Source organism: Caballeronia arationis, from assembly GCF_001544975.2.
Classification (GTDB): domain Bacteria; phylum Pseudomonadota; class Gammaproteobacteria; order Burkholderiales; family Burkholderiaceae; genus Caballeronia; species Caballeronia arationis.
In genome coordinates this window covers 70231-93172 of the sequence record NZ_FCOG02000026.1, presented here as the reverse complement: position 1 = coordinate 93172, position 22942 = coordinate 70231, and the positions used below count along the sequence as shown (strand labels likewise).

At 63.6% G+C, this 22942-nt stretch carries 20 protein-coding genes and 1 pseudogene; 10 read left to right on the top strand and 11 right to left on the bottom strand.

What is annotated here, in order from left to right:
* Both AWB81_RS17875 and AWB81_RS17870 read right to left on the bottom strand, forming a co-directional pair.
* A pseudogene (locus AWB81_RS17875) lies at positions 1 to 76 on the bottom strand (succinate dehydrogenase, cytochrome b556 subunit); the annotation flags it as partial.
* A 168-nt stretch (positions 77 to 244) separates the two neighbouring features.
* A complete protein-coding gene (locus AWB81_RS17870) occupies positions 245 to 1030 on the bottom strand; it encodes a GntR family transcriptional regulator (RefSeq protein ID WP_062637705.1) in 786 nt (261 codons plus the stop codon).
* 561 nt (positions 1031 to 1591) lie between these two features.
* On the opposite strand from AWB81_RS17870, the gene AWB81_RS17865 reads away from it, so the two are divergent.
* The 7 genes from AWB81_RS17865 (at position 1592) to acnA (ending at position 10745) form a co-directional block, all read left to right on the top strand.
* Positions 1592 to 2578 carry a malate dehydrogenase gene (locus tag AWB81_RS17865; RefSeq protein WP_062637703.1) on the top strand — a complete coding sequence of 329 codons (987 nt, stop codon included), beginning with the start codon at positions 1592 to 1594 and terminating at the stop codon, positions 2576 to 2578.
* A gap of 144 nt (positions 2579 to 2722) precedes the next feature.
* Entirely contained in the window at positions 2723 to 3733 is a 1011-nt protein-coding gene (locus AWB81_RS17860; RefSeq protein ID WP_062637701.1) for an HpcH/HpaI aldolase/citrate lyase family protein, read from the top strand.
* A 2-nt stretch (positions 3734 to 3735) separates the two neighbouring features.
* The gene (prpB, locus tag AWB81_RS17855) at positions 3736 to 4620 is read left to right on the top strand and encodes a methylisocitrate lyase (RefSeq protein WP_062637699.1); all 885 of its coding nucleotides are present in this window, start codon (positions 3736 to 3738) and stop codon (positions 4618 to 4620) included.
* Between the two features lie 87 nt (positions 4621 to 4707).
* On the top strand, positions 4708 to 5883 hold the full coding sequence (gene prpC, locus AWB81_RS17850) for a bifunctional 2-methylcitrate synthase/citrate synthase (protein ID WP_062637697.1): 1176 nt from the start codon (positions 4708 to 4710) through the stop codon (positions 5881 to 5883).
* Between the two features lie 86 nt (positions 5884 to 5969).
* A complete protein-coding gene (locus AWB81_RS45740) occupies positions 5970 to 6482 on the top strand; it encodes a hypothetical protein (RefSeq protein ID WP_062637695.1) in 513 nt (170 codons plus the stop codon).
* A 33-nt stretch (positions 6483 to 6515) separates the two neighbouring features.
* Complete coding sequence (locus AWB81_RS17840; RefSeq protein ID WP_062637693.1) at positions 6516 to 7967, top strand: bifunctional 2-methylcitrate dehydratase/aconitate hydratase; 1452 nt, start codon at positions 6516 to 6518, stop codon at positions 7965 to 7967.
* Between the two features lie 60 nt (positions 7968 to 8027).
* Positions 8028 to 10745 carry an aconitate hydratase AcnA gene (gene acnA / locus AWB81_RS17835; RefSeq protein ID WP_062637691.1) on the top strand — a complete coding sequence of 906 codons (2718 nt, stop codon included), beginning with the start codon at positions 8028 to 8030 and terminating at the stop codon, positions 10743 to 10745.
* Positions 10746 to 10835: 90 nt separating this feature from the next.
* On the opposite strand, the gene AWB81_RS17830 is transcribed toward acnA, so the two are convergent.
* Entirely contained in the window at positions 10836 to 11150 is a 315-nt protein-coding gene (locus AWB81_RS17830; RefSeq protein ID WP_062637688.1) for a DUF2917 domain-containing protein, read from the bottom strand.
* A gap of 144 nt (positions 11151 to 11294) precedes the next feature.
* Between AWB81_RS17830 and AWB81_RS17825 the strand changes: the two genes are divergently transcribed.
* From AWB81_RS17825 to AWB81_RS17815, 3 genes are read left to right on the top strand one after another with little or no spacing between them, the layout of a single operon-like run.
* On the top strand, positions 11295 to 12704 hold the full coding sequence (locus AWB81_RS17825; protein WP_062637722.1) for an aminotransferase-like domain-containing protein: 1410 nt from the start codon (positions 11295 to 11297) through the stop codon (positions 12702 to 12704).
* 50 nt (positions 12705 to 12754) lie between these two features.
* Positions 12755 to 13171, top strand: coding sequence for a MarR family winged helix-turn-helix transcriptional regulator (locus tag AWB81_RS17820; protein ID WP_062637686.1), 417 nt, complete (start codon positions 12755 to 12757; stop codon positions 13169 to 13171).
* Between the two features lie 50 nt (positions 13172 to 13221).
* Positions 13222 to 13602 carry a tautomerase family protein gene (locus tag AWB81_RS17815; RefSeq protein ID WP_062637684.1) on the top strand — a complete coding sequence of 127 codons (381 nt, stop codon included), beginning with the start codon at positions 13222 to 13224 and terminating at the stop codon, positions 13600 to 13602.
* Between the two features lie 84 nt (positions 13603 to 13686).
* Here AWB81_RS17815 and AWB81_RS17810 read toward each other — a convergent pair whose 3' ends face one another.
* The 8 genes from AWB81_RS17810 to ltnD all read right to left on the bottom strand — a co-directional run bounded on the left by AWB81_RS17810 (position 13687) and on the right by ltnD (position 22928).
* A complete protein-coding gene (locus tag AWB81_RS17810) occupies positions 13687 to 15417 on the bottom strand; it encodes an FAD-dependent oxidoreductase (RefSeq protein WP_062637720.1) in 1731 nt (576 codons plus the stop codon).
* Between the two features lie 89 nt (positions 15418 to 15506).
* A complete protein-coding gene (locus AWB81_RS17805) occupies positions 15507 to 16586 on the bottom strand; it encodes a DedA family protein/thiosulfate sulfurtransferase GlpE (RefSeq protein WP_087135047.1) in 1080 nt (359 codons plus the stop codon).
* Between the two features lie 251 nt (positions 16587 to 16837).
* Positions 16838 to 17806 (bottom strand): D-erythronate dehydrogenase, encoded by a 969-nt coding sequence (gene denD, locus AWB81_RS17800; RefSeq protein ID WP_062637680.1) that lies wholly within the window; start codon positions 17804 to 17806, stop codon positions 16838 to 16840.
* Positions 17807 to 17814: 8 nt separating this feature from the next.
* A complete protein-coding gene (otnI, locus tag AWB81_RS17795) occupies positions 17815 to 18612 on the bottom strand; it encodes a 2-oxo-tetronate isomerase (protein ID WP_062637678.1) in 798 nt (265 codons plus the stop codon).
* Between the two features lie 138 nt (positions 18613 to 18750).
* Entirely contained in the window at positions 18751 to 20088 is a 1338-nt protein-coding gene (locus AWB81_RS17790) for an MFS transporter (protein WP_087135044.1), read from the bottom strand.
* Positions 20089 to 20125: 37 nt separating this feature from the next.
* Complete coding sequence (gene otnC / locus AWB81_RS17785) at positions 20126 to 20767, bottom strand: 3-oxo-tetronate 4-phosphate decarboxylase (RefSeq protein WP_062637677.1); 642 nt, start codon at positions 20765 to 20767, stop codon at positions 20126 to 20128.
* 2 nt (positions 20768 to 20769) lie between these two features.
* Positions 20770 to 22035 carry a 3-oxo-tetronate kinase gene (otnK, locus tag AWB81_RS17780; RefSeq protein WP_062637675.1) on the bottom strand — a complete coding sequence of 422 codons (1266 nt, stop codon included), beginning with the start codon at positions 22033 to 22035 and terminating at the stop codon, positions 20770 to 20772.
* Entirely contained in the window at positions 22032 to 22928 is an 897-nt protein-coding gene (gene ltnD / locus AWB81_RS17775; protein ID WP_062637673.1) for an L-threonate dehydrogenase, read from the bottom strand. Before ltnD ends, otnK begins: the two co-directional genes overlap by 4 nt.
* Positions 22929 to 22942: the final 14 nt, after the last annotated feature.

Here is a 22942-nt window from a genome sequence, read left to right as displayed (position 1 = left end):
GCAAGCGATACTTCGCGATTTGGCCGATCCCGATGTTACGGAACTCGGGCCTTGGTTTTTTTACGGCTTCAGCCATGCTAGACCCCAACATTGTTATCACACTAATCCGCGATTTTAGCGCCTTTTCATATCGCGCTGCAGCGAAACGCCGCAGAAGATTCCTTTGCAGGCCGCGAAATAAAGGCGTTTGCGAGAGGCACGCACACCGGTTGCGGTCCGATGCGCAGCCCTTTCCTCATTCCATTCAGCTCAGGTCGTTCTGATAGTAGTAGCCGGTCGTGACATACCATCCGCGGCGCACTTCGACGGGCCGGTCGCCATAGGTATAGGACACGCGTTCGACGGACAGCAACGGGAAACCTTCGGCCACCTTGAGCAGTTCCGCGACGCCCGCCTCTGCCGCGACCGCGCGTATCTTCTCCGACGCACGAATCATGCGCGTGCCGAACTCCGTTTCGAACATCGCATAGAGCGGGCCCTTGTAGTCGGCGAGACGTTCAGCCGTCAGGCCGCGAAACACCGCGCCCGGCAGCCAGATCTCGTCGAAGACGGTGGTCTCGCCATCAAACTGCAACAGGCGCCTGATAAGAACGACCGGGTCCGCGGGCTTCAGGTCCAGCTGGCGCGCGATCTCTGCGGGCGCGCGCAGGCGCCGGCATTCAAGCAGACGGCTAACGTGGGGATGGACGTCGCCATCGTCGGGCAACAGGCGCAGGAAGCGGAACTGGACGCGGTCTTCATTGTGCGTCGCAACGAACGTGCCCTTGCCTTGACGCCGCACGAGCAGGTTGTCGGCGGCAAGTTCGTCGATCGCCTTGCGCACCGTACCCTGGCTGACTTTGTAGCGGGCAGCGAGTTCGACCTCGCTTGGGATGATCTCGCCAGGCTTCCATTCGCCGGACTCAAGCCCCTGCGTGATGAACGCCTTGATCTGCTGATAGAGCGGGCTGAACGTCGGTGACGGCGCCGGCGCGACGTCCGTCGCACCTGCGCCGTTCGGAGGGTTCGTCGTCGCCGGGTTCGAATTCATGCGCGCATTTCATCATAAAGGTTCGCGGCGCGCCAGCGTTTTCCCTTAGATTCCTATGTCTTATATAAGACATAAGATACTGTTGACTTTATGTCCGGCGAATCCTACACTCCTTGTCGAGCAAGGGTTTGCGGGACATTGCGGGTCGAAGAAAAGGTCGGCCGGGCGCATCAGGAACAGTATTTGATAGCGCAACGCAATCGGTCACCAGGAGCGTCCCGCCGCTTCTCGCCTCACGCCGAACGGCTTTCGATTCGCCCGCCGCTGCCTGTGTATTGCCTTGCAACGTCCAGCGTCACCTCGAAACGCCTCCTGTGCGACGAGATCCGGCGCCCCGCCACTGCAGACTCCCGCTCTGAAGAAAAATTCTCGGCATGGCAGCCGCGCCGCCGCGCCACATGCGGTTCGAATGCCCGACGGCCCGCGCTTGACAAGCGCGTCCCAACGGCGTTTAAGCATGATCTCGCGCAGCACGACCGACATGCTTCATCAACGCTTCGCGTAACGCGCATAAAATGGCGTTTTCCCTAGCGTCTCACGCACCGTCCAGGAGAGTTCTCAATGGCTAAGTCCGCAAAGCGCGTTGCCGTCACCGGCGCCGCAGGTCAAATCGGCTACTCGCTGCTGTTCCGCATCGCCAACGGCGACATGCTCGGCAAAGACCAGCCGGTGATCCTTCAACTGCTCGACCTGCCGCAAGCGCAGAACGCGGTCAAGGGCGTCGTGATGGAACTGGAAGACTGCGCTTTCCCGCTGCTCGAAGGCGTCGTCATCACCGACGACCCGAAGGTCGCGTTCAAGGACGCTGACGTCGCGCTGCTCGTCGGTGCACGTCCGCGCTCGAAGGGCATGGAGCGCAAGGACCTGCTGTCGGCCAATGCGGAAATCTTCACGGTCCAGGGCAAGGCGATCAACGAAGTCGCGAGCCGCGACATCAAGGTGCTGGTCGTCGGCAACCCGGCCAACACGAACGCGTACATTGCGATGAATTCGGCGCCGGACCTGCCGAAGAAGAACTTCACCGCCATGCTGCGCCTCGACCACAACCGCGCGCTGTCGCAACTGGCCGCCAAGTCGGGCAAGCCGGTGGCGTCGATCGAAAAGCTCGCCGTGTGGGGCAACCACTCGCCGACGATGTACCCCGACTTCCGTTTCGCGACGGTCGGCGGCGAATCGCTCACGAAGCTCATCAACGACGACGAATGGAACCGCAACACGTTCATCCCGACGGTCGGCAAGCGCGGCGCGGCGATCATCGAAGCGCGCGGCCTGTCGTCGGCGGCTTCGGCGGCCAACGCTGCGATCGACCACGTGCATGACTGGGTGCTCGGCACGAACGGCAAGTGGGTCACGATGGGCATTCCGTCGGACGGCACGTACGGCATCCCCGAAAACATCATCTACGGCGTGCCGGTGACCTGCGAAAACGGCGAGTACAAGCGCGTCGAAGGCCTGGAAATCGATGCGTTCTCGCGCGAGAAGATGGATGGCACGCTTAACGAACTGCTCGAAGAGCGCGACGGTGTTGCGCATCTGCTCGGCAAGTAAGACCAGTTGATGGGCCGCGAGCCGGCTCTTCGCGTTACGCGAACGCCTGCAAAGGCGTTCGCGGCCGATCCGAGCGCGCTTGGGTGTCGCCGAGCGCGTTCGAATCGGCCCCTTTCACCTCCCAAATTCGACCCGACGCCGACGATGCGCGCTCTCACCCCCGCCGAAGTGCTGTTTGACGGCGAAGTGCAACCTGCGGTCTTGCCGCCGTGCGATCACTATGCCGGCAGCGAGAAGCTGATGAAGAAGTCGCTCGCGTTGCAGGCGCAACTCGGGCCGGTCTTCGACATCACGCTCGATTGTGAAGACGGCGCTCAGATCGGCCAGGAAGCGGCGCACGCGGAACTCGTGGCGTCGTTCATCGGCGGCGAGGAAGACCGTTTCGGGCGTGTGGGCGTGCGCATCCACGATTTCGCCAATCCCGCCTGGCGCGACGACGTGCGCATCATCCTGCGCAATGCCAGCAAGGCCCCCGCCTACATCACGCTGCCGAAAATCCGCAGCGTCTTCGATGCCGCGGAAATGGTCGCGTTCGTCGAGGCGTCGCGCTGTGAAGCAGGCATCGGAAAGCCGATTCCGTGTCACCTGCTGATCGAGACGCACGGCGCGCTCGCCGAAGTTTTCGAACTCGCCGCGCTGCCCGGCGTCGAAGCGCTGAGTTTCGGCCTGATGGACTTCGTATCGGCGCACAATGGTGCGATCCCCGACACCGCGATGCGCTCGCCCGGCCAGTTCGATCATCCGCTCGTGCGGCGCGCGAAGCTGGAGATCGCGGCGGCCTGCCATGCGCACGGCAAGGTGCCGTCGCATAACGTTTCGACGGAAGTGCGCGACATGAGCGTCGTGGCGAACGATGCGGCCCGCGCGCGCAACGAATTCGGCTACACGCGCATGTGGAGCATTCATCCCGACCAGATCGCGCCGATCGTCGCCGCTTTTGCGCCGCGCGCCGACGAAATCGATCTCGCCGCCGAGATCCTGCTCGCGGCGCAGGCCGCGCAGTGGGGCCCGACGCGTCACGGCGACACGCTGCACGACCGCGCGAGCTATCGCTATTACTGGTCGGTGCTGCGCCGCGCGCAGGCCATCGGACAGGCGATGCCGGAGAGCGCCCGGGCGCTCTTCGGTTCTGACGAATCACCGAGAGGAAGCTGAACATGACGATCACTTCCGCGGGCGCGAACTTCCGCGCCGCCGTCGCGGCTGAAAAGCCGCTGCAACTGATCGGCGCGATCAACGCCAATCACGCGCTGCTCGCGAAACGCGCCGGATTCAAGGCGATCTACCTGTCGGGCGGGGGTGTCGCGGCCGGCTCGCTCGGGCTTCCCGACCTCGGCATCTCGACGCTCGACGACGTCCTCACCGACGTGCGCCGCATCACGGACGTCTGCGACCTGCCGCTGCTCGTCGACGTCGACACCGGCTTCGGCCCGAGCGCGTTCAACATCGCGCGCACGGTGAAGTCGCTCATCAAGACGGGCGCGGGTGCGATGCACATCGAGGATCAGGTGGGCGCGAAGCGCTGCGGGCATCGGCCGGGAAAGGCGATCGTCACGCAACAGGAAATGGTCGATCGCGTGAAGGCGGCCGTCGACGCGCGCACCGACGACCAGTTCGTCATCATGGCGCGCACCGATGCGCTCGCGGTCGAGGGCCTGCAATCGGCGATCGAGCGAGCGGAGGCGTGCGTCGAAGCGGGCGCGGACATGATCTTCCCCGAAGCGATGACCGAACTCGGCATGTACAGGCAGTTCGTCGACGCCGTGAAGGTACCGGTGCTCGCGAACATCACCGAATTTGGCTCGACGCCGCTCTTTACGGTCGACGAATTGCGCAGCGTCGATGTCTCGATCGTGTTGTATCCGCTTTCCGCGTTCCGCGCGATGAACAAGGCGGCGCAGAACGTCTACGAGTCGATTCGTCGCGACGGCACGCAAAAGGCCGTCGTCGATACGATGCAGACGCGTAGCGAACTTTACGAGAGCATCGGCTATCACGCGTACGAGGAGAAGCTCGACGCACTGTTCAGCCAGAACAAGTAGCGCGTTTCACACCGAAGCAAATATCTTGCATGGGGCCAGAGCAAGCGTTAAGGCGATAACTCTGGTCGACAAAGGAGACTTGGGGCGATGAGCGATACCGCAACAACCGAAGCGCCTGCCGCCGCAGGTGGTTTCAAGCCGAAGAAGTCCGTCGCGCTGTCGGGCGTGACGGCCGGGAATACGGCGCTGTGCACGGTCGGCAAGACCGGCAATGATCTGCACTATCGCGGATACGACATTCTCGATGTCGCGACTACCTGTGAATTCGAAGAGATCGCGTACCTGCTCGTGCACGGCAAGCTGCCGAACGCCGCGGAACTGAAAGCGTACAAGACCAAGCTCAAGGCGCTGCGCGGTTTGCCCGCGAACCTGAAGGCGGCGCTCGAATGGATTCCGGCATCGGCGCATCCGATGGACGTGATGCGCACGGGAGTTTCCGTCCTCGGCACGGTATTGCCCGAGAAAGACGACCACAACGTCGCGGGCGCGAAGGATATCGCCGACCGCCTGATGGCCTCGCTCGGCTCGATGCTGCTCTATTGGTACCACTATTCGCACAACGGCCGCCGGATCGAAGTCGAAACCGACGACGATTCGATCGGCGGACACTTCCTGCATCTGCTGCATGGCGTGGAGCCGTCGAAGTCGTGGGTCGAGGCGATGCACACGTCGCTCAATTTGTATGCCGAGCATGAATTCAATGCATCGACGTTCACCGGCCGCGTGATCGCGGGCACGGGCTCGGACGTCTATTCCGCGATCACGGGCGCGATCGGCGCGCTGCGCGGGCCGAAGCACGGCGGCGCGAACGAAGCCGCGTTCGAAATCCAGTCGCGCTACGAATCCGCCGACGAAGCCGAGGCCGACATCAAGAAGCGCGTCGAGAACAAGGAAGTCGTGATCGGCTTCGGCCATCCGGTGTACACGATCTCCGATCCGCGCAACAAGGTCATCAAGGAAGTAGCGAAGAAATTGTCGAAGGAAGCGGGCGACATGAAGCTCTTCGACATCGCCGAGCGGCTGGAGTCGGTCATGTGGGACGCGAAGAAGATGTTCCCGAATCTCGACTGGTTCAGCGCCGTGTCGTATCACCAGATGGGCGTGCCGACCGCGATGTTCACGCCGCTTTTCGTGATCTCGCGCACGGCGGGCTGGAGCGCGCACATCATCGAGCAGCGCATCGACAACAAGATCATCCGGCCGAGCGCAAATTACACCGGACCCGAGAATTTGAAGTTCATCGCGCTAAATAAGCGAAAATAGCGAGTTGCGCGTTCGGGCCGGTTCGAAATCGGCCCAATCCGCGCGGCGCTCGCCATCAACACTCACGAATTTGAAAGGTTTCATCAATGAACAAACTTCTGATCGCTGCAATCGTCGGCACCCTGGCAACTTCCAGCATCATCGTCACGACCGACGCTTTCGCCGCGACAACCGAAGCAGCAGCAACCAAGAAAGCCACGGCCCAGCGCCCGGCACCGGCGAAGCGCCTGATCAAGCGCAAGCCGGCGGCAGTTGCGGCAGCCGCTGCGAAGACCGATCCGATTCCGGAAGGCGCGGAAAAGTGGTCGTGCAAGGAAGGGCTCGCTTTCTACCTGAAAGGTGACATGAAGCGCGATGCGGTGGTGACCGTGAACTGGGCGCAGAAGGACTACCGCCTGCCGCGCCAGGACACGACGACCGGCGCCGACCGCTTCCACGACTCCGCTTCGGGCATGGACCTCGTCGTGATCCCGACGAAGGCGATGTTGTTCTCGGACAAGGACGAATCGCGTCTCGCCGACGAGTGCGTCACCCAGGCAATGGCCGCTGGCGCGCCTGCTCCGACGCAATCGAACGCGCTGATCAAGGACGTGAAGTAAGCCCCTGTTCGTATTCAAACCAGGAAACTCTCGATGTCCGCACCGATCTCCAACGTCCGGCCTGATCCGGACAAGGTCCTCGTCGACATAGTCGACTACGTTGTCAATTTCAACGTCGACAGCACGCTCGCGCTCGACACGGCACGTAATTGCCTGATCGACACGCTCGGTTGCGGACTCGAAGCGCTCTCCTACCCCGCCTGCACCAAGCTGATGGGACCCATCGTGCCGGGCACGATCGTCCCCAACGGCGCGAAGGTGCTGGGCACCTCATTCCAGCTCGACCCGGTTCAGGCCGCCTTCAACATCGGCGCGATGATCCGCTGGCTCGACTTCAACGACACCTGGCTCGCCGCAGAATGGGGCCATCCGTCGGACAACCTCGGCGGCATCCTCGCGACCGCCGACTGGCTGTCGCGCAACGCCGTCGCCGGCGGCAAGAAGCCGCTGACGATGAAAGACGTCCTGACCGGCATGGTCAAGGCGCATGAAATTCAGGGCTGCATCGCGCTCGAAAACTCGTTCAACAAGGTCGGGCTCGATCACGTATTGCTGGTCAAGCTCGCTTCGACTGCGGTCGTCGGCCAGATGATCGGCCTGACGCGCGACGAACTGATCAACGCGGTGTCGCTCGCATTTGTCGATGGACACTCGCTGCGCACCTATCGCCACGCGCCCAATACGGGCTCGCGCAAGTCGTGGGCCGCCGGCGATGCGACCTCGCGCGCCGTGCGTCTCGCGCTGATCGCAAAGACCGGCGAGATGGGTTACCCGTCGGTGCTGACCGCGAAGACCTGGGGCTTCTACGACGTGCTCTTCAAGGGCAACGAATTCAGGTTCCAGCGTCCGTACGGCTCGTACGTGATGGAGAACGTGCTCTTCAAGATTTCGTTCCCCGCCGAATTCCATTCGCAGACAGCGGTGGAAGCGGCGATGACGCTGCACGCGCAGCTTGCCCGCGCAGGCAAAAACGTCGAAGACATCAGGAAAATCACGATTCGCACGCACGAAGCGGCGATTCGGATCATCGATAAAAAGGGCCCGCTCGACAATCCCGCCGACCGCGATCACTGCATCCAGTACATGGTCGCGGTGCCGCTGATCTTCGGCCGCCTGACCGCCTCCGACTACGAAGACTCGGTGGCGCAGGACCCGCGCATCGACGTGCTGCGCGCGAAGATGGAGTGCGTCGAGGACCCGCAGTTCACCAAGGATTATTTCGATCCGGAGAAGCGCTCGATCGCGAACGCGCTGACCGTCGAGTTCAACGACGGCTCGACGTTCGATGAAGTCGTGGTCGAATATCCGATCGGACACAAGCGTCGTCGCGCGGATGGTATTCCGCTGCTCGTCGAGAAGTTCAGGACGAACCTCGCGCGACGCTTCCCCCAAAAGCAGCAACAGGCGATCCTCGCGGTATCGCTCGATCAGGCAAAGCTCGAAGCGATGCCGGTCAATGAATACGTCGATCTGTATGTGATCTAGTCAGTCAAACAGAAACGTCGCATCGAAGGTATCTCCCGTTTAATTCCCACGGAAAAAATCATGGCCCACAATCTCCACAAAACGCTTAAGGAATTCGACAGCGGTGCCGGCAAAGGCAAGTTCTATTCGCTGCCGCAGCTCGGAAAAGAGCTGAACGTCAAGATCGAACGCTTGCCGGTGTCGATCCGCATCGTGCTGGAATCGGTGCTGCGCAACTACGACGGCAAGAAGATCTCGGAAGAACACATCCAGCAACTGGTGAACTGGAAGCCGAACGCTTCCCGTACCGACGAAATCCCGTTCGTCGTCGCGCGCGTCGTGCTGCAGGACTTTACCGGCGTGCCGCTGCTCGCCGACATCGCCGCGATGCGTGGCGTCGCGAAGCGCGCGGGCAAGGACCCGAAGGCGATCGAACCGCTCGTGCCGGTCGATCTGGTGGTCGACCACTCGGTGCAGATCGACCACTTCCGCGAGCCGAACGCGCTCGACCTGAACATGAAGCTGGAATTCCAGCGCAACAACGAGCGCTACCAGTTCATGAAGTGGGGCATGCAGGCATTCGACACGTTCAAGGTCGTGCCGCCGGGCGTCGGCATCGTGCACCAGGTGAACCTGGAATACCTCGCGCGCGGCGTGCACAAGAAGTCGGATAACGGCGACACCGTGTACTACCCGGATACGCTCGTCGGCACCGACAGCCACACGACGATGATCAACGGCATCGGCGTGGTGGGCTGGGGCGTGGGCGGCATCGAAGCGGAAGCGGGCATGCTCGGCCAGCCGGTGTACTTCCTGACGCCGGACGTCGTGGGCGTCGAGCTGAAGGGCAAGCTGCGCGAAGGCGTGACGGCAACCGACCTCGTCCTGACCGTCACCGAAATGCTGCGCAAGGAGAAGGTCGTCGGCAAGTTCGTCGAGTTCTTCGGCGAAGGCACGGCCTCGCTGTCGCTGCCGGACCGCGCGACCATCGGCAACATGGCGCCGGAATACGGCGCGACAATGGGCTTCTTCCCCGTCGACGAAAAAACCATCGACTACTTCAAGGGCACGGGCCGCACCGACGCGGAAATCTCGGCCTTCGAAAACTACTTCAAGGCGCAGAACCTGTTCGGCGTGCCGAAGGCAGGCGAAATCGACTTCACGAAGACGCTGACGCTCGACCTCGCGACGGTCGCGCCGTCGCTGGCAGGCCCGAAGCGCCCGCAGGACCGCATCGAAATCGGCAACGTGAAGAGCACCTTCACCGACCTGTTCTCGAAGCCGGTCGGCGAAAACGGCTTTGCGAAGAAGCCCGCCGACCTCGACGCCCAATACACGACGACCAACGGCGTGAACGTGAAGAACGGCGACGTGCTGATCGCCGCAATCACGTCGTGCACGAACACGTCGAACCCGAGCGTGCTGCTCGCCGCCGGTCTTCTGGCGAAGAAGGCGGTCGAAGCCGGCCTGACGGTCGCGCCGCACATCAAGACGTCGCTTGCGCCGGGATCGCGCATCGTGACCGAGTACCTGACGAAGACGGGCCTTCTGCCCTACCTCGACCAGCTCGGCTTCACGCTCGCCGCCTACGGCTGCACGACCTGCATCGGTAACGCGGGCGATCTCACGCCGGAACTGAACGACGCGATCACGAAGAACGACATCGTCGCGGCCGCCGTGCTGTCGGGCAACCGCAACTTCGAAGCGCGCATTCACCCGAACATCCGTGCGAACTTCCTGGCATCGCCGCCGCTCGTCGTCGCGTATGCGATCGCGGGCAACATCACGCGCGACCTGATGACCGAGCCGGTCGGCAAGGGCAAGGACGGCCGCGACATCTATCTCGGCGACATCTGGCCGACCAGCGACGAAGTGCATTCGCTGCTGAAGTTCGCGCTCGACGCCGACGCGTTCCGCAAGAACTACTCGCAGCTCACGAAAGACGGCGACCTGTGGAGCAAGATCGCGGGCGAAACAGGTCAGGTCTATGACTGGCCGAAGTCGACTTACATCGCAGAGCCGCCGTTCTTCGGCAAGGACTTCTCGATGCAGCCGGCCGACAGCATTCCGGCCGTGAAGAACGCGCGCCCGCTCGGCATCTTCGGCGATTCGGTCACGACCGACCACATCAGCCCGGCAGGGTCGATCAAGGAAAGCTCGCCGGCAGGCCTGTGGCTGAAGGCGAACGGCGTGCAGAAGGCCGACTTCAACAGCTACGGCTCGCGTCGCGGCAATCACGACGTGATGATGCGCGGCACGTTCGCCAACGTCCGCATCAAGAACCTGATGATTCCGCCGAAGGCCGACGGCGCGCGCGTCGAGGGCGGCCTGACGATTCATCAGCCGAGCGGCGAACAACTGTCGATCTACGATGCCGCGATGAAGTACATCGACGAAGGCACGCCGACCGTCGTGTTCGCGGGTGAGGAATACGGCACGGGTTCGTCGCGCGACTGGGCCGCGAAGGGCACGCAACTGCTCGGCGTGAAGGCCGTCGTCGCGCGCAGCTTCGAGCGGATTCACCGCTCGAACCTCGTCGGCATGGGCGTTTTGCCGCTGCAGTTCAAGGGCACGGACAGCGTCCAGACGCTCAATATCACCGGCGACGAAACTTTCGACATCGAAGACCTCACCGACGACATCAAGCCGCAGCAGGAAGTGACGCTCGTGATCCGCCGCAAGGACGGCAGCGAGCAGCGCGTAGCCGTGCTGCTGCGTATCGATACGCCGATCGAAGTCGATTACTACAAGCACGGCGGGATTCTGCCGTTCGTGCTGCGCTCGCTCCTGGCAGCGTGATCGACTGAGCTTTGCAGGTGACCGCGCTCGATGAGAGCGCGGGAACATTGAACCCGGCCTCGCGCCGGGTTTTTTTTCGCCTGCTATCCGTCAAGACGCCATCACGCGCGCGCCCAACTGCGGCCGCCGCGCAAACCACGCGATCGCGCGCTCGAGCCAGGCCTTGCGCGGCGCCGACACCGATGCCATCGAAAAGCGGCCACCTTCTTCCGACGCGCTGACCCAGATCGTCGAGTACGGCTGCAATTCGATCGCTTCGCCTGCACGCAGCCAGATGTCGTCGGCGTCGCCTTCGACGGTCACCCACAGTTGGCCGTGCGTCACTTTCAGGGTTTGGGGACGGTCGATGAACCACCCAGTCGGCACATCGCGCCGGTCGAGTTCGTATATCCGGATTTCACGCATTTTGCTGCTCCTGAATAGCGCGTCGCGAAACGGAACGCTTGACGACATTATTGAGATGCTGTCGAATACTGTGAATGCACAGTACCGAACAGTTTCACCGAACTGTTCAGTCAATCGAGGCGAACACTTGCGGCAACCATCATGATGAAATTCGAAATCGACGCGCAGACGGGCGTTCCGCTGACCGATCAGCTCGTGAACCAGATCGAATCGCAGATCCGCGCGCGCCGCGTGCTGGCTGGCGCGAAGCTGCCGTCGATCCGCCAGCTCGCGGCCGATCAGAAAATCAGCCGCTTTCCGGTGATCGAAGCGTATGACCGGCTCGCGTCGCTGGGACTGATCCAGCCGAAGCACGGCTCCGGCTTCTACGTCGCGGGGCATATCGAGGAAGCGGAGCGGGGGAACGGCCGCTGCGATCCGAGACTCGCCGAAGAGGAATCGAACCAGATCCTGCAGCAGTTCAACTATCCCGGCGAGACGCTGAAGCTTTCCAGCGGCTTCGTTCCCGAGTCCTGGCGGGATGTCGAAGGCATTACTCAGGCGGTGCGCCACGCGTCACGCATGGACGTGACGAGCGTGATCGACTACGCAATGCCCTACGGCGACGCGAACCTGCGCCATCAGGTGCAGATGCGGCTGCATCTGCTTGGCATCGACGCCGACCTGAAGAACGTGATGATCACGAGCGGCGCAAGCCAGGCGCTCGATCTCGTCGTGCGCTACATGCTCAAGGCGGGTGATACGGTCTTCGTCGAAGATCCCGGCTACTACAACCTGTTCGGCTTGCTGAAACTGCAAGGCGTGCGGCTTGTCGGCGTCCCTCGGCTCGCGACCGGCCCCGACGTCGATGCGGCCGAGGAATTGCTGAAGATTCACCAGCCGAAGCTCTTTTTCATCAACACGGTCTTCCAGAACCCCACGGCGACGAACGTCGCGCCGCAAGTGGCGTTCAAGCTGTTGCAACTGGCGCAGCAATACGGCTTCTCGATCGTGGAGGACGACATCTACGCCGACTTCCAGACCGTGCCCACGCAGCGTCTTGCGTCGCTCGATCAACTGGATCGCGTGATTTACATCGGCGGATTGTCGAAGACGTTGTCGTCGTCGCTTCGGATCGGCTATCTCGCGGCGAGCGCGGAGCTGGTCAAGAATCTCGTCGACGTGAAAGTGCTGACGAGCCTCGGCGGCACGCGCTTCAGCGAAGCCGTGGCAGCCCATCTGCTCGAGCGCGGCACCTATCGCAAGTATCTCGAACGCCTGCGCCGGCGCGTGCGCGACGCACTATCGGGCGCCGTGCAGCAACTCGAGGCGTGCGGCTGGGATGTGTTCGACGAACCGAGCGGCGGAAATCTCGTCTGGGCGAAGGTGCCCGGAATCGAAGATTCGACCGTGCTCGTCGACGAGGCGCTGAAGTTCGGCGTGACGCTCGCGCCGGGCAACTACTATCGTCCGAACGGCGAGACCTGCGCGTGGGTGCGGATCAATTCGGCGCATACCGGCGACGCGCTGGCCGTGCGGTTCTTCGAGCATATGGCGGAACGGGCTTCGCGATGAGCCAATCGAAACTAGTTGCATAGCAAACCACTTTGCATTAAGCTGGTTCCATGTTCGATCAATGCCTCTATTTCAATACCACCGCGCTGGCTCGCGCTCTCGAACGCGAGTGGACGAAGGCGTTCAAGCCGTTCGGCCTGACGCCGTCGCAGGGCTTCATGTTGCGCGCGATTCTGGACAAGCCGGGCTTGCTGCAAAGCGAACTCGCGGCCGGGCTCGCCATTTCGCGCCCCACCGCCACGCGCTCGCTCGATGGATTGCAGAAGCTCACATTGATCGAACGCTGGTCGACGGACCGTGACGGCCGCGAATCCGCCATTCATCCCACAGCGCTCGGCGAATCGATGAAGGACGACCTGAATGCGGTAAGCGCCGATGTCACCAAACGCCTGAGGAAAAAGCTGGGCGCCGCCCATTTCGAAGATTCAGTGTCGAAGCTGAAAAACATCCGTTCGCTGATCGACTGATTTTTTGTCTATATAGTTGCATAGCTAACTACATCACAAAGGAGCCTGTCATGCCTATTCTCAATGTGAAAGTCAGTGCAAATAAAACACCTGAACTGACGCGTCAAATCTCGGATCTGCTGCTCGATCTCACCACGCGCGTGCTCGGGAAGAAGCGCGAAGTCACGGCCATCGCGATCGATTTCGTGGATCGCGACAGCTGGGTCGTCGGCGGCAAGCTGCTCAGTGAGCAGAACAAGAACAGCTTTTACTTCGACATCAAGATTACCGACGAAACGAATACCAAGGACGAAAAGGCCCGCTATATCCGGGAGGCCTTTGAAGGCTTCGAGCGCATTCTCGGCGACCTGCATGAAGAGAGCTACATCTACGTGCAGGACGTGAAAGCCGCATCGTATGGCTACGGAGGCTATACGCAGGAATATCGCTAATCACTGAGAAAAAAAAGCGCCCGGCAAACACCGGGCGCTGTTCGGATGTTTTCGCGACTTGACGATCCAGCGGCGCGCGTGCAATTACCCGCGGCGCGCCGCACATCCCGCATCGAGGGCCAACTCCTGCTGCACGGCAAGCAACGCGTGAATCTGCGCGACCACCGCCGCGCCTTCGCCGACCGCGGCCGCCACACGTTTCGTCGATGCCGACCGCACGTCGCCGATTGCGAATACGCCCGGCACGCTCGTCTCCAGTCCCGGCGCGCCCGGCGCCTGCCCTACGTGCGCTTCCGGTCCGGTCAGCACGAAGCCCTTGTCGTCGACGCGCACATTGCAACCGCTCAACCACGAGGTGTTCGGATCGGCGCCGGTGAAGAGAAAGAGATGCCGCACCGGAAACGAGACTGCGCCTTCGGCGCTCATGCAATTCACCGCCGTGAGTCCGCGCTCGTCGCCGTCGAGCGACGTAATTTCCGTGCGCGTGTGCACGGTCACGTTCGGCAGCGACGCAATGCGGTCGACGAGATAACGCGACATGCTCGCCGCCAGCCCGCGGCCGCGAATCAGGATGTGAACGTGCGCGCAATGCGACGCGAGATAGACCGCGCCCTGCCCCGCCGAATTGCCGCCGCCGACGAGCACTACTTCCGCGTCCTTGCAAAGCTTCGCCTCCACGGGCGACGCCCAGTAGTACGTTCCGTGCCCTTCAAATCGTTCGAGCCCGTCGATGGCGGGCCGCCGGTACGCCGCGCCGCTCGCGATCACCACCGTGCGCGTCGAGACGACCGTGCCGCTCGCAAGCTCGACCTGGATCGGCGAGCGGTCGCAGTGCAGCGCCTTGATTTCGCACGGAATCGCGATGTGCGCGCCGAACTTCTGCGCCTGCACGAATGCGCGCCCTGCGAGCGCCTGACCGGAGATGCCGGTCGGAAAGCCGAGATAGTTTTCGATGCGCGAACTGGCGCCCGCCTGTCCGCCCGGCGCGCGGCAATCGAACACTGCAACCGACAGCCCTTCCGACGCCGCGTACACCGCCGTCGCCAGTCCCGCCGGTCCGGCGCCGACGACCGCGACATCGTAGATATGCGCCGCGTCGAATTCGGGCAGCCAGCCGAGTTGCGTCGCGACCTGGTTTTCGTCGGGCGCGCGCAGCACTGTGCCGTCGGGGCAGATCACGAGCGGGAAATCCGCCTTCGACGCCGAAATGCGTTCCAGCAGCGCGATCGCGTCCGGATCGGCGCAGGCGTCGATGACCGTATGCGGATAGCCGTTACGGCGCAGGAACCCTTGCAGCGCGACGAGCTTGCCATCGTCGGACTTGCCGAGCAGCACCGGCCCACTGCCCTTTTCGATCAGTCCGACGCGCCGCAGGATCAGCGCGCGCATGATGCGCTCGCCGAGTTCCGCTTCGGCGACGATCAGCGCCCGCAGCCGTTCCGGCGGAATCACGATGCCTTCGACATCCTCGAGCGCGAAGCCGTCGACGAGACACGGCTTGCCCGACAGTTGCGCGATCTCCGCGAGAAAGTGGCCCGGCGTCTGGTCGATGATGAGGTGCACGTTGCCGAGCGCATCGCGCCGGTTGATCCGCACGAGCCCCGACAGCACGACCACCATGCCGCGCCCGACGTCGCCCATGCGGAACATCGTGTCGCCGGCCCGCCAGCGCTCGACCGTGCCGAAGCGGCGCATGCGTTCGACTTCGCTGTCCGTGAGCATCGGGAACATCTGGTGCGCGCGGGTCTGCAGCGGCGAGAACGGCGCGTCCTCGCCCGCGCTCGCGGCGGGCGAGGAACCGACGCCCGTCGGCATCACATTCGGATCTTCCAGCGGCGTGGCGCGCGGGCCCCACGCCATCACGCCGGGATGAATTTCCCGCGGCTCGCCGGTCATACCTGTGCTCATGCGCGATCTCCATGTGGAAAACCAGCTTCTTGCAAGGATGCGGAATTGCCCGGCGATTTCACGGGCCAAGGACACATCGCGGCCATTTCGCCGACTTCTTCGGTCATCACCGGGTCCTCGCCGAATTCGGTCAGCCGCGAGACTTCGAAGCCGGCGAGCCGCCATGCGTCGAGCCCGCCGGTGAGCGGCACGACGTCGCGGAAACCGGCATTGCGCAAGGTCTTCGCCATCCACGCCGCCGACACCTCGTTCGGGCACGAGCAATAGATGATGATCTTCTGCGCCGGATCGTACTCGGCAATGATCTTCTGCAATTCGCGCTCGTCCGCGAACACCGAGCCGGGAATCACGAACGGATCGAGCACGCGCTTTTCGCGCGAACGGATATCGAAGATGGTCGGCAGCGGCCGGTCGTTCATCAGCGCATAGAGTTCGTCGACGGAAACGCGCGCCTGTTCGAGCGTCGCCATCAGCGCACGGCGCCGCCACCAGCGATAGGCGATATAAGCCGCAAGCGCAATCGCGACGACCATGATCGCCTGGCGGCCGAGCCGGGCGATGAGCGCAAACAGCATTTCGAGTTCCGCCGCGAACGCGACGCCGAGCGCGAGCCCGACCGCCGCCCACAGCGCGATCCCGGCGCCGTCGTGCGCGATGAAACTGCGCAGCCGCACGCCCATCGCGCCCGCGAGCGGCACGGAGACGAGCGAAAGCCCCGGAATGAATTTCGCGACGAGCAACACGCGCACGCCCCAGCGGCCGAAGAAGCGCTCGGTCTTCTTGACGCAGGTATCGCGCGACAGCGAGAGCTTGCAGATCGTCTTGAGCGTGCGATCGCCGTAGCGCCGGCCGCCCTGGAACCAGACGAGATCGCCGAGCACGCCGCCCGCCACCGCGAGCGCCAGCATGCCGAGCAAGGGCAGCGCCACGCCGCTGCCGCGCAGCGCCATCAACTCGACGGACGCGCCGACGACGATCAGCGTCGGCATCGCGGGCACGGGCAGCCCGAGCGCCGCGCCCATTACGTTGACGAAGACGATCGCCGGGCCGAACCGATCGACGAGGTCATGCAGCAGCATGGAAGTCTCCCGCACGCGAAATGACGTCTGCCAAGGATGACGAAAGGGACTATTTGGGATATGTGCGAAAGCGCGAATCGACTTCACGCGCCGATGCAGACTGGCTCCGAGCCAGCTTCGTCACATTAAAGAGATGAGTGTAGCGCGGATTGCGAAAACCTTCCCCCACCCGCATGGGCGGGCAGGCGCCGCAAGGGCTGCGGCGCCGTGTGGAGTGAAGGCTTACTGAGAACGTCAGGCGATGACGCTCAACGAGGAAGTTCATCGGCGATATAGGCGCGGATCACATCCGCGAAATTCTTGTCGCCTTGCAGGCCGAGCTGGGTCGCGCGCGCGGTGTCCCACGCGCCCGGCCAGCTTCCGACGATCTTCTCCACGCGCTCCTCCGGCTGCCAGTCGATGCGCGCGACGGCCTCTTCGCCCGCGACTTCGCGCAGCGCGGCGACCATCTCGTCGACGCTCACCGACAGCCCCGGCATGTTCACCACCGGCCGGATGCCAAGCGCCGTGCGATCGATTTCGAGACCCGCGATCAGCACTTCGATCGCGCTTTTCGGAGACAGGAGCCACAGGCGCGTCTTGCCATCGACTGGGCAGACGGCGCGCTCGCCGTTCAGCGGCTCGCGGATGATCCCGCTCGCGAACGACGACGCCGCCGCGTTCGGCTTGCCCGGCCGCACGCTGATCGTCGGCAGCCGCAGCACGCGGCCATCGACAAAACCGCGCCGCGAGTAGTCCGACAACAGCAGTTCCGCAATCGCCTTCTGCGTTCCATACGACGATTGCGGGTTGAGCGCGGTGTCGTCCTGCACGACATCAGGCAGCGTGCCGCCGTAGACCGCGACCGAACTCGTGAACAGCACGCGCGGCGCGTGGCCGCGCGCGCGGCACACCTCGAGCAGGAGGCGCGACGCGTCGAGATTGATGCGCATGCCGAGTTCGAAATCGGCTTCCGCCTGGCCGCTCACGATCGCGGCAAGGTGGAAGATGGCTTGCGTTTCGGTGTCGATGGCGCGCTCCAGCACAGCGCGATCGGCGATATCGCCAGTTTCGGCGCGCACGCGCTTGTCGTCGAGCAGCTTCGGATCGCTCGCGCGCACCACATCCAGCAGCACGAGTTCGCTGATGGGCTTGCCGTTCAGTTCGCCGCGTTCGAGAAGACGGCGCGCAAGACGCTGACCGAGGAAGCCGGCGCCGCCGGTAATCAGGATTTTCATGATCGCGTTCAGATGTTTTGGAGGTACGGTTTGAGCCAGCCGAGGCCCTCGGAGGTGCCGGCGCGCGGACGGTATTCGCAGCCAATCCAGCCGTCGTAGCCGAGCGAATCGATCAGGTCGAACAGGTACGGATAGTTCACTTCGCCGATGTTCGGCTCGTGCCGCTCCGGCACGCCCGCCACCTGGATGTGGCCGATGCCGGCGTTCGGCCGCTTCATGTCGCGCTTGAGTTTCACCGCGAGATCGCCCTCGACGATCTGGCAGTGGTACAGGTCGAACTGCACCTGCAGGTTCGGCGCGCCGACTTCACCGCATATCGACTGCGCGTCGTCCTGGCGATTCAGGAAGAAGTCCGGGATGTCGCGCGTGTTGATCGGCTCGATCACGATGCCGATTCCCGCCGACTGCGCGGCCTTCGCGGCGAATTCCAGATTCTTCAGATACACGGCGCGATGCTGCTCGCGCGGCTGATCCGGCGCGATCAGGCCGGCCATCACGTGCAGTTTCTGGTTGCCGAGCACGGCGGCGTATTCGAGCCCTTTCTCAACGCTCTGGCGGAACTCGTCCTCGCGGCCCGGCAGCGACGCGATCCCGCGCTCGCCCGCCGCCCAGTCGCCGGGCGGCGCGTTGAACAGCGCCTGTGTGAGGCCGTGTTCGTCGAGGCGCGCCTTGATCTCGGCGGCAGGAAACTCGTAGGGGAACAGGAACTCGACGCCCTTGAAGCCGTCCTTCGCCGCGGCGGCGAAACGGTCGAGGAACGCGTGCTCGTTGTACATCATCGTGAGATTGGCGGCAAAACGAGGCATTGCATCTCCTTTGTCGACCAGAGTTAGCGCTTTAGCGCTTACTCTGGTCCCATGCAAGATATTGCGGTCGACCAGAGTCGGTGCTTTAGCACCTTACTCTGGTCCCATGCAAGTTATTGCGAATAGTGCATGAGCGGTTCAGCGGTTCACCAGCTTCGCGGGCGTCAGGAAGACAGCGATCGCGCCGATCACCAGCATACCCGCGAGCACGTACATGCCGGTAGCGGTGCTGTGCGTCATGTCCTTCAGATAGCCGATCATGTACGGGCTTGCGAAACCGGCCAGATTGCCGATCGAGTTGATGATCGCGATGCCGGCCGCGGCAGCCGCGCCCGACATGAACGCCGTCGGCAGCGACCAGAAAAGCGGCGCGCAGGTCAGCACGCCGGCCGCCGCGAGCGACAGCGCGATGATCGACACGACCGTGTTCCCAGCGAAGGAAGCTGCGATCGAGAAGCCGACCGCCGCGGCCAGCGCCGGCACGATCAGGTGCCAGCGGCGCTCGCGATGCTTGTCGGCGCTATGGCCGAGCACGTTCATCACCACGATCGCGACGAGGAACGGAATCGCGGAGAGCAAACCGATGTTGAATGCGCCGCTCACGCCCGTCGACTTGATGAAGGTCGGCATCCAGAACGTCAGGCCGTACTGGCCCGTCACGAACGCAAAGTAGATCAGCGACATCCACCACATGCGCTTGTCGGCGAAAACGGCGCGCAATGAGTGCTTCTTGCCGTCGCCGGCGTGTTGCGGCTGCGCGGCGATCTCGTCTTCCAGCAGGCGCTTTTCGCGCTCCGTGAGCCATTTCGCGCTGCGGATGTTGTTGTCGAGATAGAGAATCGTCGCGATGCCGACGAGCACGGCCGGAATCGCCTCGATCAGGAACATCCACTGCCAGCCGGCGAAACCCTTGTGGCCCGCGAACGACTGCATGATCCAGCCCGAGAGTGGATTGCCGAAAATGCCCGACACCGGAATCGCCGACATGAACACCGCGACGATCTTCGCGCGGCGATGCGACGGGAACCAGTACGTCAGATACAGGATCACGCCCGGATAGAAGCCCGCTTCGGCGAGCCCGAGCAGGAAGCGCAGCACGTAAAACTGCGTCGGCGTCTTGACGAACACGAACGCGGCCGAGAGCAGGCCCCACGTGATCATGATCCGCGCGATCCAGATGCGCGCGCCGATCTTGTGCATCAGCATGTTGCTCGGCAATTCGAACAGGAAATAGCCGAGGAAGAAGATGCCGGCGCCAAGGCCGAACACCGTTTCGCTGAACGCGAGATCCTGCGACATTTGCAGCTTCGCGAAACCGACGTTCACGCGGTCCAGATAGGCGACCACATAGCACAGCATCAGGAACGGCACGATGCGCCAGAACACTTTCGAGTAGGTGCGTTTGGTCTCTTCGGCGTCGGGCAGCGCGACATCGGTCGCGCGCGTGCCTCGCGGCAGCGCTTGGTCAAGGCTCATTGGGTTTGTCTCCAGGAAAAATACGATAAATCGTGGCTTACCAGCGCGCGTTGAAGGTGGCGCGCAGGTCTTCGATGGCCGCTTCTTCGAGAGGCTCGGGACGCGGCGTGGACATGAGCCACAGCCGCGCGGTTTCTTCCAGCTCTTCGAGCGCATAGGACGCTTGTGAAACCGATCGCTCCCAGACGACCGGCCCGAGCCGTTCCAGCAAGACGCCGCGCACCTTCGATGCGAGCGCCGCCACTTCTTCCGCGACGGCCGGATCGCCCGGCTTGCGGTAGCGGATCAGCGGCACATGGCCGACTTTCATCACGTAGTAGGGCGTGATCGGCGGCAGCACGTCGCTCTCGCGCCAGACGCCCGCGAGCGTCAGCGCGACGAGATGCGTCGAATGCGTATGGACGACGCCGCGCGCGTCCGCGTTGTTCTCGTAGATCCGCCGATGCAGCGCCAGCGTCTTCGACGGCCGCGCGCCCGAAACGTGGTTGCCCTCGTGGTCGACCTTGGCGATTTCGGCGGGATCGAGGCGGCCGAGGCAGACGTCGGTCGGCGTGATGAGCCAGCCGTCGGCGAGACGCGCGCTGATGTTGCCCGCGCTGCCGACCGTATAGCCGCGCTGATACAGGCTCGCGCCCGTCACGCAGATTTCCTCGCGGATGCGATTTTCGTTTTCTGACATGCTCACGCGCCTCCGTCGAGCGCCTTCAGCGCCTTCGCGAAGAAGTCCACCGTGCCGAAATTGCCCGACTTCAGTGCGAGCGCCAGCGGCTCGTGCCCGATCGATTGCGTCGCCGGCACGCCCGGGTCGATCTGCGGCCCGATGCGCAGCGAGCGGACATCGAGCGCCTGCACGACCGCGCCCGACGTCTCGCCGCCCGCGACGACGAACTTGGTGCAGCCCGATTCGCGCAAGCCGCGCGCAATCGACGCAAGCGCCGCTTCGACCAGATGCCCCGCCTTCTCGACGCCCAGTTCCTTTTGCGCCGCCTTCACTTCGTCGTGCGAGGACGTCGCGTAGATCAGCACGGGCTCGTCGCCGTGCTGCTTCGCGAACGCAATTGCCTGCTCGACGACCGGCTCGCCGCGCGAGAGCGCCATCGGCTCGACGCGAAAGCCCGGCTTCGAAGCGAGCCATTCCGCGACCTGCGCGTTCGTCGCCTTCGATGCGCTGCCCGCCAGCACCACCGACTTGCCTTCGATCTTCGGCAGGTCGCTTGCGTGAGCGGCGTCGGCGAGCTGGCCGAAGTTCTTCGGCAAGCCGAGCGCGATGCCCGAGCCGCCGGTGATGAGCTTCAACTCCGAGCAGGCTTCGCCCAGCACGTAGAGATCGGCGTCGGACACGGCGTCCGCGATGGCGAGACGCACGCCGTCCGCACGCAGCGCCGCGATCTTTTCGTGGACGGCATCGGCCCCTTTCTCGATCGTGTCGTAGCGAATCAGCCCGACTTTCGATTTCGTCTGACGCTGCAGCACGCGCACGAGGTTCGGATCGGTCATCGGCGTGAGCGGATGGTTCTCCATGCCCGACTCGTTCAGCAGAACGTCGCCGACGAACAGGTTGCCGCGGAAGATCGTGCGGCCGTTCTCGGGGAACGCCGGGCAGGCAATCGTGAAATCGTCCTTCAGCGCGTCGAGCAGCGCATCCGCGACCGGGCCGATGTTGCCCTTCTCGGTGGAATCGAAGGTCGAGCAGTATTTGAAGAGAAACTGCCTGCAGCCCTGCGCGCGCAGCCATTCGAGCGCTTCGAGCGATTGCGCAACCGCTTCGTCGGCGGGAATCGTGCGCGATTTCAACGCGACGACCAGCGCGTCGGCTTCGATTTCGGTGCCCGCGGCAGGTACGCCGATCGTCTGCACCGTGCGCATGCCGCCGCGCACGAGCATGTTGGCGAGATCGGTGGCGCCGGTGAAATCGTCGGCGATACAGCCCAACAGCGCTTTCGTCATTTTTTGTCTCCCTTCGGAACGTCGATGCCCGGGAAAATCTTGATGACGGCGGAATCGTCCTCGCCGCCGTGGCCGGCCGTCGACGCCATCATGAACATCTGGTGCGCCGCCGCCGAGAGCGGCAGCGGGAATTTCGACGTGCGCGCCGTATCGAGCACGAGGCCGAGGTCCTTCACGAAGATATCGACGGCGGAAAGCGGCGTGTAGTCGCCCGCGAGGATGTGCGGCACGCGGTTCTCGAACATCCACGAGTTGCCCGCGCTGTGCGTGATGACGTCGTAGAGCGCGTCCGGATCGACGCCTTCGCGCAAGCCGAGCGCCATCGCTTCGGCAGCGGCGGCGATGTGCACGCCCGCGAGCAGCTGGTTGATGATCTTCACTTTCGATCCCGCGCCGTGCGCGTCGCCGAGGCGGTAGACCTTGCCCGCGATGGCGCCGAGCACGTCCTCGCACGCGGCGTACGCGGCGGCGGGGCCGGACGTCATCATCGTCATTTCGCCCGATGCTGCGCGCGCCGCGCCGCCGGAGAGCGGCGCGTCGAGCAGTTGCAGGCCAGCGGCTTCGACGCGTTTGCCAAGATCGATCGCGAAAGCCGGCGAGACCGTCGCGCAGGCGAGAATCACGCCGCCCGGCTTCATCGACGACACGGCGCCGTTGTCGCCGAACAGTACGGTTTCCGTCTGCGCCGCGTTGACGACGACCGTCACGACCACGTCGCACTTGCCGCCGAGTTCCGCGGGCGTCGCGCACGCGATGCCGCCTTCGGCTGAGAACGCTTCGAGCACTTGCGCGCGGACGTCGCACGCATGGACCGCGAAGCCGGCGCGCAGCAGCGAGCGCGCGACGCCCAGGCCCATTGCGCCCAGGCCGATGACTCCTACATTTCTGGACATGTCGTTTCTCTTGT